The organism is Faecalispora jeddahensis (assembly GCF_000577335.1).
Classification (GTDB): Bacteria; Bacillota; Clostridia; order Oscillospirales; family Acutalibacteraceae; genus Faecalispora; species Faecalispora jeddahensis.
This window is the reverse complement of sequence record NZ_CBYL010000033.1, coordinates 1-14,673: the sequence shown is the minus strand read 5'-3', so window position 1 is coordinate 14,673 and position 14,673 is coordinate 1. Positions and strand designations below refer to the sequence as shown.

Annotated in this window: 11 protein-coding genes; 10 read left to right on the top strand and 1 reads right to left on the bottom strand. The window is 55.1% G+C overall.

Translation table 11 applies throughout. The features are described 5' to 3' along the window. Together TY09_RS12470 and TY09_RS12465 are read left to right on the top strand one after the other, a co-directional pair. On the top strand, positions 1 to 1,221 hold the full coding sequence (locus TY09_RS12470) for an HD-GYP domain-containing protein (protein ID WP_042434921.1): 1,221 nt from the start codon (positions 1 to 3) through the stop codon (positions 1,219 to 1,221). Between the two features lie 280 nt (positions 1,222 to 1,501). Continuing rightward, positions 1,502 to 2,014: a ferritin gene (locus TY09_RS12465; protein ID WP_042434918.1), complete on the top strand. Its 513-nt coding sequence runs from the start codon at positions 1,502 to 1,504 to the stop codon at positions 2,012 to 2,014. A 473-nt stretch (positions 2,015 to 2,487) separates the two neighbouring features. Here the strand turns inward: TY09_RS12465 and TY09_RS18625 are convergent, their stop codons facing one another. Further along, on the bottom strand, positions 2,488 to 2,661 hold the full coding sequence (locus TY09_RS18625; RefSeq protein ID WP_009065055.1) for a hypothetical protein: 174 nt from the start codon (positions 2,659 to 2,661) through the stop codon (positions 2,488 to 2,490). Positions 2,662 to 2,777: 116 nt separating this feature from the next. Here TY09_RS18625 and TY09_RS12460 point away from each other — a divergent pair, with 116 nt between their 5' ends. From TY09_RS12460 to carB, 8 genes are all read left to right on the top strand, one after another. Further along, the gene (locus tag TY09_RS12460; protein ID WP_009065104.1) at positions 2,778 to 3,566 is read left to right on the top strand and encodes a ZIP family metal transporter; all 789 of its coding nucleotides are present in this window, start codon (positions 2,778 to 2,780) and stop codon (positions 3,564 to 3,566) included. Between the two features lie 253 nt (positions 3,567 to 3,819). Further along, a complete protein-coding gene (gene eno / locus TY09_RS12455) occupies positions 3,820 to 5,106 on the top strand; it encodes a phosphopyruvate hydratase (protein ID WP_009065004.1) in 1,287 nt (428 codons plus the stop codon). A gap of 747 nt (positions 5,107 to 5,853) precedes the next feature. Further along, a complete protein-coding gene (gene glnA / locus TY09_RS12450; RefSeq protein ID WP_009065046.1) occupies positions 5,854 to 7,188 on the top strand; it encodes a type I glutamate--ammonia ligase in 1,335 nt (444 codons plus the stop codon). A gap of 45 nt (positions 7,189 to 7,233) precedes the next feature. Further along, a complete protein-coding gene (locus TY09_RS12445; protein WP_009064996.1) occupies positions 7,234 to 7,764 on the top strand; it encodes an ANTAR domain-containing response regulator in 531 nt (176 codons plus the stop codon). A gap of 60 nt (positions 7,765 to 7,824) precedes the next feature. Continuing rightward, positions 7,825 to 8,658 carry a diaminopimelate epimerase gene (gene dapF, locus TY09_RS12440; protein WP_009065071.1) on the top strand — a complete coding sequence of 278 codons (834 nt, stop codon included), beginning with the start codon at positions 7,825 to 7,827 and terminating at the stop codon, positions 8,656 to 8,658. Between the two features lie 43 nt (positions 8,659 to 8,701). Next, complete coding sequence (locus TY09_RS12435; protein ID WP_042434915.1) at positions 8,702 to 9,922, top strand: LL-diaminopimelate aminotransferase; 1,221 nt, start codon at positions 8,702 to 8,704, stop codon at positions 9,920 to 9,922. Positions 9,923 to 10,139: 217 nt separating this feature from the next. Then, complete coding sequence (locus TY09_RS12430) at positions 10,140 to 11,216, top strand: carbamoyl phosphate synthase small subunit (RefSeq protein ID WP_042434913.1); 1,077 nt, start codon at positions 10,140 to 10,142, stop codon at positions 11,214 to 11,216. Continuing rightward, positions 11,213 to 14,431 (top strand): carbamoyl-phosphate synthase large subunit, encoded by a 3,219-nt coding sequence (gene carB, locus TY09_RS12425; protein ID WP_009065050.1) that lies wholly within the window; start codon positions 11,213 to 11,215, stop codon positions 14,429 to 14,431. Before TY09_RS12430 ends, carB begins: the two co-directional genes overlap by 4 nt. Positions 14,432 to 14,673 lie beyond the last annotated feature (242 nt).

The following is a 14,673-nucleotide window of genomic DNA, read 5'->3' as shown; positions in this document are numbered from 1 at the left end:
ATGAAATTAAATGTGAATCAAATGCTGCTTTCTTTTTCCTTTACGTTGGATTTTGTGGAAAGAGATTTGCTGAAGGACGTTACCAATCATACCAGACATGTTGCTTATATTTGTGCAAGACTTGCAAAATTGATGAACCTGCCCGAGCGGGAGTTCTTCGATTTGATTTCTTATGCGCTTTTGCATGATAACGGGATCACACGTTCTCTGCTGGACAGAAATCCGGTGGATATGGCCGGGCTCGAGAAAAATATCCGGCATTGTGAGGTGGGGGAGGAGAACGTATCCTATTTTCCATTCAACCACCCGATTCCCGGTGTGATTTTGTATCATCACGAATGCCAGGACGGCAGCGGCTTTTTTGGGAAGCGCGGCGAAGAGATTCCTTTTTACGCCCGTTTGATCGCTCTTTCCAACCGCGTTGCGGTGGAGTACGCGCAGGGGAATACCCCGCGCGACATACTGGGCATGCTGAAAAAGGATGCCCGCCTTTTTGATCCCGAGCTGCTGCGCCTGTTTTTCCATATTTCACAGCACGGGGAGTTCTGGCTGAATATGCAGCCAATGTTTATCGAGTCGGAGCTGGAGCGTCTGCTCCCGCAGGAAACACGGGAGTTCAGTTATCAGAATATCCGCCGTATTTCGCGGCTGTACAGCAACATCATCGATGCGAAGTCCCCGTTTACAGGGGGCCATTCCCGCGGCATCAGCAAAAAAGTCGGCATCTTGTGCCGCTATTACGGCTGCGGCGAAGAAGAATATTGGAAGATGCGGATCGCGGCGGACCTGCATGATCTGGGAAAGATCATGGTGCCGAACGAAATTCTGGATAAGCCGGGAAGCCTGACCCGGGAAGAGATCGATGTGGTTCAGTCGCACACCTACTATACCCGCAAGGCGCTGGAGATGGTGCAGGGCTTTGAGGATATTACCGAATGGGCGGCCAATCACCACGAAAAACTCAACGGCAAGGGATACCCCTATGGCCTTACCGCCGATCAGCTGGATTTCAATTCCCGCGTGTTGGCCTGTGTGGATATTTACCAGGCGCTGACGGAGGATCGCCCCTACCGGATGGCGCTCTCGCACGAAGAGTCCGTCGGTATTCTCGATACCATGGCAAAGCAGAATCTGATCGACGGATCGATCGTGAGGGATATCGACGCCATTCTGGGCACTGTTTTTTATGAAGAAGACCTGAAAGTGAAAAAGAGCAGATGATCCATCTTTTTGTCTCTGCGGGACCTGCAGAAGCGATCTTCTAAATAAAATTAATAATGATTATTGTTATTTATTACAAGAAGCTCGCTTGAATTCCGGCGATTTTTTCCGTTCTGCAGACTTGTTTTACCACCTGGTCATGGTATAATAATAGCAAGAAAGATCATTACCAGTTTTTACTGCCGGGCGGTAAGCTTCTGTCAGGCGGGCCGGCATTACGGTCGGCCGCAGCGGCAAAACCGGCAGGCGGAACAAATCAAACGCCGAAGGAGTGACATTTGTGTTAAATGAAAAGGTTGTAAAGCTGCTCAATGAGCAAATCAATAAAGAGTTCTTCTCTGCTTATCTGTATTTGGATATCTCCAATTATTATAAGGATGAAGGGCTGGATGGTTTCTCCAACTGGTATCAGATTCAGGCGCAGGAGGAACGCGACCACGCGATGCTGATCCTGCAGTACATGCAGAACAACAACGAAAAAATTGTGCTGGAGGCCATTGCGAAGCCCGACACGAAGTTCAGCGATTTGATCGGCCCCGCGAAGGCGGCGCTGGCCCACGAGCAGTATGTAACGAATTCGATCCACACGATCTATGAGGAAGCATACAACGTGAAGGATTTCCGCACCATGCAGTTCCTTGACTGGTTCGTAAAGGAGCAGGGCGAAGAGGAGACCAATGCGGAGAATATTATTAAGAAGATAGAGCTGTTCGGTTCCGATTCCAAGGGCTTGTACCTGCTGGATCAGGAGCTGGCGGGCAGAGTATACGCGGCGCCCAGTCTGGTTCTGTAAACCGGTCGGGGGAACCCCGCACACCGGTGGGAAAGTAACCTGAGGCTGCGGCTTTCCAGCGCGGGAGCTTTTACCGCCCGGGAACAGCCGAAAAAAGGGTTTGCCCAACAGGACAAACCCTTTTTCTTTTCACCGGCGAATCATAACGAGTATCAGGACGTTTCCCCCTCGAGGCGAAGAGTTTTTTCCGTTTCGAGTTTCAAAGCTCTCGCAGCCGTCGGCAGCTTGCTGCCGCCTATGGCGTGAGGTTCTTATAACGAGAACTTAGAACGAGTTCTTCGCAAGCGAAAGGCATCTTCCGTCTCGAGTTTCAAGGTTCTCGCAGCCGTCGGCAGCTTGCTGCCGCCTACGGCGTGAGGTTCTTATAACGAGAACTTAGAACGAGTTCTTCGCAAGCAAAAGGTATCTTCCGTCTCGAGTTTCAAGGTTCTCGCAGCCGTCGGCAGCTTGCTGCCGCTTACGGCGTGAGGTTCTTATAAGCGACCGTTGGTCTGCAGATATTCCACATATCGATGCAGCTGGTCTGCCGTTTTAACGTGCTCGTTATACCGGTGCAGTTCCATTTGATCCGGAACCGGAAGCGACATAAAATATTGTCTGGTACTGCTGCTTCTGCGGATCAGATCCTGAAGATTTTCTGCTTTCACCAAGTATCACCCTGTTTTACTATGTGCGGTCCGGCTCTGCTTTATGGCAGGGAATTTCCACCAGAACACGGAGCGGGCTGTGTTTTCAGAAAATAGTATAGAATATAGGAGATATTATGAATTCTGTTGCTTGGCTGGCGTTTGGGCTGGCGTTTCCGTTCGCAATGACAACGCTGGGCGCGGCGCTTGTGTTTTTCTTTCGCGGAGTCATTCATGAAAATGTACAGAGAGTGCTGCTGGGATTTGCCAGCGGCGTAATGATCGCGGCCTCCATCTGGTCGCTTTTGATGCCCGCCATTGAGCAGGCGGAGGAGCGCGGGCAGGTGGGCTGGATTCCAGCGGCAGGCGGCTTTATCTTTGGCGGCCTGTTTCTTCTGGCGCTGGATAATGTACTGCCGCATCTGCATTTGGGCGAGAGTCAGCCTGAGGGCGTTTCTTCCTCCTGGAAGAGAACGACGCTTCTGTTTTTGGCAGTCACCCTACATAATATTCCGGAGGGCATGGCCGTGGGGCTTTCTTTTGCGCTCGCGCTGCAAAGCGGAGAGCAGGGCCCGCTGACGGCAGCCGTGGTGCTGGCAATCGGCATGGGTATTCAGAATTTTCCTGAGGGCGCGGCCATTTCGCTTCCCCTGCGCAACGAGGGTCTCAGTGTGGGCAGGGCCTTTCTGGGCGGTACGCTGTCGGGTGCGGTAGAGCCGGTGTTCGCCGTCATTACCATCCTGCTGGCAAGCCATGTGCTTTCTCTGATGCCATGGCTGCTTTCGTTTGCGGCCGGCGCAATGATCTATGTGGTAGTGGAAGAGCTGATTCCGGAAGCCAGCCGCGGCGAGCATTCCAATATGGGAACACTCGGCGTGATGGGCGGATTTGTTCTGATGATGATATTGGACGTCGCTTTGGGGTAAAGTATTTTACAGTCATGCAGCTTTTTCAATGACGATTTCTTTCCCTGCCTGCGGTGGGGGAAGAAACGGCTGTTTTCCAGTGGGATGCTTGTCGTTCGGTTGGTTATAATTCGCTTGACAAAATAAAAACATATGATATATTATGGGTGTGGTAATCAATGGCAGAGCGATTTGTATGGAGAGTCTCTGCCTGTTTATAGTTGCTGTACCGGCGCATCAAGGATGCCGTCAATAAATATAAAGGAGCGGTTTTATGGCTTATCAAATTAAAGATGTAAAAGGCAGGGAAATCCTGGATTCCCGCGCAAACCCCACGGTAGAAGCGGAGATTCTTCTGGAAAACGGTGTAACAGCTCGCGCGGCTGTACCCAGCGGTGCATCTACCGGCCAGTTTGAGGCGTTGGAGCTGAGAGATAAGGACCCGGCCCGCTTTGGCGGAAAAGGCGTTCAGAAGGCTGTTGAGAACATCAATACCGTGATCCGCGACCGTCTGATCGGCATGAATGTTTCCGATGTTGCTGCGATCGATGCCGCCATGCTCGAGCTTGACGGAACAAAGGATAAGTCCAACCTCGGCGCGAATGCGATTCTTGCCGTTTCTCTTGCAGCCGCTCAGACGGCAGCCAAGGCACAGGGCGTTCCGCTGTACCGCTTTTTGGGCGGCGCCGCTTCCGATACACTGCCGGTTCCCATGATGAATGTCCTCAACGGCGGCGCGCACGCTGCAAATAACGTAGACATTCAGGAGTTTATGATCATGCCCGTAGGCGCTTCCAGCTTCCGTGAGGGCCTGCGCATGTGCGCAGAGGTGTTCCACGCTCTGGCTTCCATTCTCAAGAAGGAGAATCTTTCCACTTCCGTCGGCGACGAGGGCGGCTATGCCCCGAACCTTGGGAGCGACGAAGAGGCGGTTCAGTACCTGCTGCGCGCCATCGAGGCGGCCGGCTACAAGCCCTATGACGATTTCATGCTGGCGATCGACGCTGCTGCCAGCGAGTGGAAGAGCGAAAAAGGAACCTATCTGCTGCCGAAGAGCCAGAAGCATTACACCACCGATGAGCTGATCTCTTTCTGGGAGGACCTGGTTTCCAAGTACCCCATCGCTTCTCTGGAGGATGCGCTCGATGAGGAGGACTGGGAAGGCTGGAAGAAGCTGACCGCGCGCCTGGGCGATAAGCTCCAGCTGGTCGGCGACGATCTGTTTGTAACGAACACCGAGCGTCTGCAGAAGGGCATTGAGAACAGCTGCGGCAACTCCATCCTGATTAAGCTGAATCAGATCGGTTCGTTGACCGAAACCCTGAACGCCATTAAGATGGCCCACAGCGCGGGTTATACCGCCGTTGTGTCTCACCGTTCCGGCGAGACGGAGGATACCACCATTGCCGATTTGGCGGTTGCGATGAATGCCGGCCAGATCAAAACCGGTGCCCCCAGCCGCAGTGAGCGCGTGGCGAAGTACAACCAGCTGCTCCGCATTGAAGAGGATTTGGGCAATTCCGCCCGTTATCCCGGCAAGGGCTGCTACGACTGCAAATAAATCATTCCTCCGCCGCTGACCCGGCGGAGCTGTTAAAGCGGTGAAAAAGATGTCATTTGGCATCTTTTTCACCGCCTTTTTTGGGGTGTCCCCTGGCTTTTGGCAGCTTTTCCTCAAAAATCCGGAATCACCATTTTGAATAATTATTCATCTGTTTTTGCCTGATTTCTCTTTGTATTCCGGTGGAAATCTTTTCCGGAGCGTACGCCGAAAGCGTTCGGAAAGCGGCGGAAAATCCTGCAAAAAGGACGCTTTTCACCGTTTTTGTTCCGCCGTGTGGGAAAGAGACAAAATTCGCTATAAAAGCGGTGAGTGGTTGACTTCTTTACTCAGGCATGCCGGGCGGTGTCTCCCCGGATATGTTTCGCGGCTTTGGGGAGGCGGCTGCGGCCAACTGCCCCAGCCTGCATTTTTTCCACTGAATTCCTGCATAATAATCAAAAAACGCTTCCTATATCCGGCAATTTGTGCAGAAAATTCCCGGCGTCTGTTCATTCTTCCCGCCAAAAGGGGTGTTTGGTAAAATGCACTGTTTTCGTTTCGCCCCGTGAGAAAGTCGGGAAATGAACCCGGTTCCGGGGGAAATTTGTGCATTACCATAAATTCAGAGAAGTACTCGGAAAATGATTGACAAGCAACGTATAAATAGTTACAATATATACGATATTATTCATAAATTCTATGACAGCAAGGAGGTTCTGACAAAGAGCGGCCTTGCTGTTTTTATTTTTAAGGAGGTAGAGGTGTTTGAGCAGGTATACCAAAGCGGATATTCTGGAACTGATCCAGCAGAATAACGTCCGTTTTATCCGTTTACAGTTCACCGATATGTTCGGCGCGATCAAAAACGTGGTCATCACCAGCGGGAAAATTGAAGAAGCCCTGGATAACCAGTGTATGTTCGATGGTTCCTCTATCGAGGGGTTTGTCCGCATCGAGGAATCCGACATGTATCTCCACCCGGATCTGGATACCTTCCTGATCCTGCCCTGGAGCCGGCAGATCGGCGGCAAAACCGCCCGGCTCATCTGCGACGTTTATAAGCCGGACGGAACCCCGTTTGAAGGGGACCCCCGTTATATTCTGAAAAAGGCGCTGAAGGATGCCGCCGAGATGGGCTTTACCCTGAATGTGGGATTCGAGTGCGAGTTCTTCTTGTTCAATACGGATGAATTTGGGCACCCCACCACCGTAACGCACGACACCGCCGGGTATTTCGATCTTGGCCCCGCGGATTTGGGCGAAAGCGCCCGCCGCGACATCTGCATGACGATGGAGGAAATGGGCTGCGGGGTGGAAGCCGCCCACCACGAACTTGCCACGGCGCAGCACGAGATCGACTTTAAATATCAGGAGGCACTGTGCTCCGCCGACCAGATGATGACGTTCAAGATGGTCGTCAAGAACGTGGCGAACGCCCACGGCCTGTGCGCGTCGTTTATGCCGAAGCCCCTTTCCGGGCAGGCGGGCTCGGGCCTGCACACGAACATCTCGCTGTTCAAGGGCGGGGAGAACGTGTTTTACGATCCGGAAAGCGAAACCGGACTGAGCCGGCTTGCGTACCACTTTATCGCCGGTGTGATCCGCCATATCAAGGGAATCTGCCCGTTCACCAATCCTCTGGTGAATTCGTATAAGCGCCTGGTGACCGGCTACGAGGCGCCCCGCTACATCGCGTGGACGACCGGCAACCGCAGCGCGCTGGTGCGCGTGCCAAGTGCACGGGGCGTCGGCACCCGCGTGGAGCTGAGAAATCCCGATCTTGCGGCGAACCCGTACCTGCAGATGGCGGTGCTTCTGGCCGCGGGGCTGGAGGGAATCCGCGAGGAGCTGATGCCGCCCGCGTCGGTCGGCTCCAATATTTACGATATGACGCCCGACGAGCGGCAGGAAAAAGAAATCGACAGCCTTCCCTCCAATTTGATGGAAGCTGTTCAGGAACTGAAACGGGATCCGTTCTTGCGCGAGGTTCTGGGCAGCCATGTGTATCAGAAATACATCGAGGCCAAGGAACAGGAATGGAACCGTTTTAACAGCACGGTGACCCAATGGGAGCTGGAGGAATATCTCGAAAAATTCTGAGAGCCGGCAAAAGGCTGAGATTCTGCGACGGGGGTGTGACCATGAATGGGCAGTGTGATCGTTGCAAATTCAAATAAGGATTCTGCCCGGCGGATCGGCGCAGTGCTGAAAACCGACGGCGTGCTGGTGTACGGCCTTTGCACAACCGGCGCTCAGCTGCTGGAAATGACCAGCTACCACTATCGCGGCGGAGTTGTGGTGTGTACTCTGGACCTGCAGGACGTCACGGCGTGGGACCTTCCGCAGATGGCCCCCAATTATGATTTTTTGTTTATCATAAAGCCCCACCAGGCAGAGATGGCCGCAGACTTGGATTCGGCCTGTCTGATGACGCCGCTGAACAAACCGGATTTGACCGCGTCGGTCAATATGTTCCTCAATCTGGCGGAACCGGGAATTCCGGCCCGCAGGAATTTTGAGGAGGAGCAAAAGGAGCTTCTTCAGCGCGCCAAGCAGCTTTTGATGGAGCGCAATTATTTTACGGAGGCGCAGGCGCACCGTTTTCTGCAAAAAAAGAGCATGGATACCGGCAAACGCCTGATCGAGATCGCGGCCATCGTGCTGGAGATGTTCTAGCGCAGACCTTATGCGGGAATCCGTGTTTGATAAGATGGATTTTTGAAGGAGGAGTATGGTTTGAAATTTACAAAGATGCACGGCATCGGCAATGACTATTTGTATTTCAATTGTTTTGAAGAGCCTGTAACGGACCCGGCCGCGCTGTCGATCCGGCTCAGCGACAGGCATTTTGGGGTTGGTTCCGACGGGATCATCCTGATCGGCCCCAGCGATAAAGCGGACTGCTCTATGGATATTTACAATGCGGATGGTTCCCGCGCCATGATGTGCGGCAACGGCATCCGCTGTGTGGGCAAGTATGCCTACGAGCGGGGCATCGCGAAGAAAAAGACCCTTACGGTGGACACCCAGAGCGGGGTAAAGACGCTGTTTTTAACGGTGGACGAAAACGACCACGTGACCAGCGTCACGGTCAACATGGGCAAGCCGGAGCTTTCCGCGCCGAAAATCCCCACGCTGTTTGAGACCGAGCAGGTGATTGATCACCCGGTGGAGATCGCGGGCAAGGAATACCGCGTCACCTGCGTTTCGATGGGCAACCCCCACTGCGTTGTCTTTGTGGACGATGTGGATGCCATCCCGCTCTCTTCCATCGGCCCTTCGTTCGAGTTCCATCACATGTTCCCGCAGCGCGTCAACACGGAGTTCGTGCAGATGATCGGCGAGAACGAGGTGAAAATGCGCGTTTGGGAGCGCGGCTCCGGTGAAACCTGGGCCTGCGGTACCGGCGCTTGCGCCGTGGCGGTTGCCTGCGCTCTGGGCGGCAAAACCGGCCGGCAGGTGCTCGTGCACCTCAAGGGCGGCGACCTGAACATTCGATGGGATGAGGAGACCGACGAGGTCTTTATGCAGGGCCCCGCAGAATTTGTATTCGACGGGCAGATCGATTGAGACTGCCCCTGTGATAGATCGATAAAATAAAGGAGATTGTACTATGCTGAAGGTTAATTCAAATTTTGTCAAACTTCCCCCCAGTTACCTCTTTGTGGATATTGCGAAGAGAGTGAATGAGTTTGTGAAGAACAATCCCGACCGCCCGATCATCCGCCTTGGAATCGGCGACGTGACGCTCCCGCTGCCGCAGGCAGTGGTAGATGCCATGAAGAAGGCCTCCGACGAGATGGGCAAGATGGAAACCTTCCGCGGCTACGGCCCGGAATGCGGCTATGAATTCCTGCGCCAGGCGATTGCAGATAACGATTTTAAAAAGCGCGGCGTCGATATCGACATTGACGAGATTTTCGTCAGCGACGGCGCAAAGTGCGACACCGGCAACATCGGCGACATTTTTGGCCAGGACAACGTTGTGGCCGTGTGCGATCCGGTGTATCCCGTGTATGTAGACACCAACGTCATGGCCGGCCGTGCCGGTGAATACGTGGAGGGCAAGGGCTGGAGCCGCATCGTGTACATGCCCTGCGTAAAGGAGAAGAATTTCCTGCCCGACCTGCCCAAGGAGCCGGTAGATCTGATCTACCTGTGCTTCCCGAATAACCCGTCCGGCGTGGGCATCAGCAAGGAAGAGCTGAGCAGATGGGTGGATTACGCCAACGAAAACAAGTCGCTCATCCTTTTCGATGCCGCGTATGAGGCGTTCATCACCACTCCCGATATGCCGCACAGCATTTATGAGATTGAGGGCGCAAAGACCTGCGCGATCGAATTCCGCAGCTTCTCCAAGACCGCGGGCTTTACCGGCACCCGCTGCGCGTTTACCGTAGTGCCGAAGCAGCTCGAGTTCGACGGCGTATCCCTCAACCGCCTGTGGAGCCGCCGCCAGTCCACCAAGATGAACGGCGTTCCCTATGTGATCCAGCGCGCGGCAGAGGCTGTGTATTCCGAAGAGGGCGCAAAGCAGATCCGCGAGAATATCACTTATTACCAGAACAATGCGAAGATCATTCGTGAGGGCCTGGCCGCTGCCGGGTTCGAGGTATACGGCGGAGTGGATTCCCCGTACATCTGGCTCAAGACGCCGGGCGGACTCACCGCTTGGGAATTCTTCGACCTGCTGCTGCAAAAAACCGGCGTGGTCGGTACTCCGGGTTCCGGCTTCGGCCTTGCCGGAGAGGGATATTTCCGCCTGACCTCCTTTAACACGAAAGAGAATACGGAAAAGGCTGTGGCAAGAATCATCGAGTCTTTCAAAGCCTGATGAAGCCTGAATTTTCCAATTGACGAAACAGCGGCCCTGCCGCCGGATCCGCCCGATCTTTTGGCTGCCTGGCAGCCAAAGAGCAGGCTCTGGCAGCAGGGCTTACCGGCGGGGTTTGGCCGCCGACAATCAGCCGGGACCTTTCCCCGTGCTGCGGCATGTCGCGCGCTGCCGCAGTGACCGTAAATCAGCGGCGCGAAGAAATGGTGGTTATAGCGTGAAAGCATTATTACTATTGGAAAACGGGATGACCTTTGAGGGTCAGGGCTTTGGCGAGCCCCGCGATGTGCTGTGCGAGGTAGTGTTCAACAGCGCCATGTGCGGGTACACCGAACTGCTTACAGACCCCAGCTATGCAGGCCAGGGCGTTGTGATGACTTACCCCATGATCGGAAACTACGGAATCTGCTATGAGGACGCGGAAGCCGATCACCCCTGGGTGGAAGCATTTATCGTTCACTCCGTTTCCGGGATTGCCAGCAATTTTCGCTGTGACATCGACCTGGACGGATACCTGAAAAACAACCGGATCCCCGGAATCAGCGGGATCGACACCCGTGCGCTCACCCGCTGCCTGCGGGAGTCCGGCACGATGCGCGGGATGCTCTGCTTCGGCGATCAGATTGACCGTGACGAAATGAAGCGCAAAATCGCCGCGCACGTTGTGCCGAACGGCGTTTCGCAGGTCAGCATCCGCAAGCCGCGCGATTACGGCAACGGTTCGGTCAAGGTGGCGCTGCTCGATTACGGTACCAAAGAGAATATCATTCGTTCGCTCACCCGCCGCGGCTGTACGGTGCGCCGCTTCCCGAACGACACGCCGTTTGAAGAGATCAAGGCGTGGAACCCGGACGGGGTCATGCTCTCGAACGGCCCCGGGGACCCGCAGGCCTGCGTAAAAGAAATTGCGGAGCTGAAGCGCGTTTACCAGAGCGGTATCCCCACCTTCGCCATCTGTATGGGGCACCAGCTGATGGCGCTTTCGCAGGGCGCGAATACGTACAAGCTCAAGTACGGCCACCGCGGCATCAATCACCCGGTGAAAGAACTGAAAACAAATCGTGTGTACATTACCTCGCAGAACCACGGCTATGTGGTGGATGCAGGTACCATCGACTCTTCTATTGCAGAGGTCAGCTATGTCAGCATGAACGACCAGAGCGTAGAGGGCCTAGATTATAAAAACGGCCGCGTGTTCTCCGTGCAGTTCCATCCGGAGGCCTGCTCTGGCCCGCTCGACACAGGCTTTTTGTTCGACAGATTTATGGATTTGATGGGAGGGGGCCGCGTATGAGTAAGCTTGACAGCATTCAGAAGGTATTGATCATCGGCTCCGGCCCGATCGTCATCGGCCAGGCCGCCGAGTTCGACTATGCGGGCACGCAGGCCTGCCGCGCGCTGCGTGAGGAAGGCGTCGAGGTCATCCTCGTCAACTCCAACCCGGCGACGATCATGACGGACGGCGAGATCGCCGACAAGGTGTATATCGAGCCCCTGACGATCGACACGCTGAAAAAGGTGATCCTGAAGGAACGGCCCGACAGCGTCCTGCCGACCCTCGGCGGCCAGAATGCGCTGAATCTTGCAGTGGAGCTGGAGGAATCCGGCTTTCTGATGGAGCATAACGTCCGCATGATCGGCACGAATGCCGACACCATCCGCATGGCGGAGGACCGCGAGCTGTTCAAAGAGGCCATGGCCCGCATCCAGCAGCCCTGCGCGGAAAGCGAGATCGCCGAAACGGTGGAAGACAGCCTGCTCATCGCAAAGCGCATCGGCTACCCCGTGGTGGTGCGCCCTGCGTATACGCTCGGCGGCAGCGGCGGCGGCATCGCCTATACGGAGGAGCAGCTCCACGCGATCGCTTCCATGGGCCTGCACCGCAGCCGTGTGAATCAGGTGCTCATCGAGCGCTGTATCTCCGGCTGGAAGGAAATTGAGTACGAGGTCATTCGCGACGGCAACGGCAACTGCATCACCGTCTGCAATATGGAAAACTTCGACCCCGTCGGCGTTCACACCGGTGACTCCATCGTCGTCGCGCCCTGCCAGACGCTGGCGGATAAGGAAATCCAGATGCTGCGCAGCGCGTCGATCGCAATCATCAACGAGCTGAAAGTGGAGGGCGGCTGCAACGTACAGTTTGCGCTGAATCCCGAAAGCTTTGAATACTGCGTTATCGAGGTAAACCCCCGCGTCAGCCGTTCCTCCGCGCTGGCTTCGAAAGCGACGGGCTACCCGATCGCGAAGGTCGCCTCCAAAATCGCGCTGGGCTATACGCTCGACGAGATTCAGAACGCGATTACGAAAAAAACCTACGCCTGCTTTGAGCCGACGCTCGACTACTGCGTCGTGAAAATCCCGAAATGGCCGTTTGATAAATTCGTCCACGCCCGCCGCAGCCTCGGCACCCAGATGAAGGCGACCGGCGAAGTCATGGGTATCGCCCCCACCTTTGAGGCGGCCCTGATGAAATCCATCCGCTGCCTGGAGCAGAACATGTATGATCTGACCGACGCGGAGCTCGATGGCCTTTCGGATCTGGATGTTTCCGAGCGTATCCACGCGGTGGATGACCGCCGTCTGTTCGCGGTGGCGGAAGCACTGCGCCGCGGCTTTGCGATGGAGAAAATCCACAGCGTCACGAAAATCGACCGCTGGTTTTTGCAGAAGCTTCAGTCCATCATCGCGGTGGAAAAGCGCCTTGCCAACGAGCCGATGAGCAAAGAGTTGCTGCTGAAAGCCAAGTCGTTCGGCTTTCTGGATGAAACCGTCGCGAAATTCTCCAGCATCAGCATTGAGGAAATTCGCGGGCTGAAAGAGAAATGGGCCATCCGTCCCGTTTATAAGATGGTCGATACCTGCGCCGCGGAGTTCGAAGCCGAAACGCCTTACTACTATTCGAGCTACGGCGACGAGAATGAATCGCGCCACGAAAGCGGCCGAAAAAAGATCATGGTCATCGGCTCCGGCCCCATCCGAATCGGCCAGGGCATCGAGTTCGACTTCTGCTCCGTTCACAGTGTGTGGGCGCTGAAAAAGCTGGGCTTCGAGACCATTATTGTGAACAATAACCCCGAAACCGTCAGCACAGATTTTGATATTGCCGATAAACTGTACTTCGAACCCTTGACTCCGGAGGACGTTTGGCATATTGTAGAACTGGAAAAACCCGACGGCGCCGTAGTTCAGTTTGGCGGCCAGACCGCCATCAAGCTGGCGGGCGCCATTGAGAAAATGGGTATTCCGCTGCTCGGCACCAGCTTTGACAGCATCGACGAGGCGGAGGACCGCGAGCGCTTCGACGCGATTCTGGCAAAGTGCGGGATTCCGCATGCCGCGGGCCGCATGGTGTTTACCTGCGATGAGGCTTTGCGCGCGGCTCACGAGCTGGGCTACCCGGTGTTGGTGCGCCCCTCCTACGTTTTGGGCGGCCAGGGCATGGACATTGCCTACAACGACAACGACATTCGCGAGCAGATCGGCATCATCAATACCATCGCGCAGGAGCACCCCATTCTGGTGGACAAGTACCTGATGGGCACTGAGGTAGAGGTCGACGCGGTCTGCGATGGCGTTGACACCCTCATCCCCGGCATCATGCAGCACGTAGAGCGCGCGGGCGTTCACTCCGGCGACAGCATCTCGGTCTACCCGGCGCAGAGCCTTTCAAAGCAGGTGGAAGACACGATTGTGGACTACACCAGAAAGCTTGCGCTTGCACTGAGAGTCAAGGGGCTTTTGAATATCCAGTTCATCGTCAAGGATGAGCAGGTGTATATCATCGAGGCGAATCCCCGTTCCTCCAGAACGGTGCCGTATATCAGCAAGATTACGGACATCCCGATCGTTCACCTTGCGGTGCGCACCTTCTTCGGCGAAACATTGCCGCAGATGGGCTACCAGTATGGCCTGCAGCCGAACAAGGCGCTCATCGCCATCAAGATGCCGGTGTTCTCGTTTGAAAAGCTGTACGGCGCAGACGTCAACCTTGGGCCGGAAATGAAATCCACCGGCGAGGTGCTCGGCATCGCCAGAAGCTTTGAGGAAGCCATGATCAAGGCGTTCCAGGGCGCGGGCATGCACCTTCTGACCAACGGCAATGTGATCATCACCGTAAAGGATCAGGATAAGGAAGAGGCGCTGCCCATTGCCAAGGGGCTGTGTGACCTTGGCTGGACCATCTATTCCACCGAGGGAACCTCCAACTATCTCAAAGAGAACGGCATCCCGAATGTCCGCCTGAACAAGGTGGGCGGCGATGCGCCCGATATTCTGGATGTGATCCTCTCCGGCACTATCGATCTTGTCATTAACACGCCCTCCAAGGGTGCGGAACATCGCCGCGACGGATTTTTGATCCGCCGCAACACGGTAGAGGCCGGCATTCCGTGCCTGACCTCGCTGGACACCGCAAACGCATTCCTGCGCTGCGTGCAGCACGTAGAGGATACGAACCTTTCTGTTGTGGATATCACGAAGGTTTCGTCCTTCCTCGTGTTCTTATAACGAGAATTCAAAGCATTCTCTCCAGAAGCTGCGGGTTATTATCCCGCTTCGAGTTTCAAGGCTCTCTCAGCCGTTATCGGCAGCAAAGCTGCCGATAACGGCGTGAGGTTCTTCATAAATTGCCCGCGGGCAGTCTGCCCGCGGATCTGCCGCATCGAATCTGTGCGGACCTTTTACAGTCCATTCACTAAAAATAAGCTGCATGAAAATGACGATTTCTTCCCCTGCCAAAGCCGGGGAAG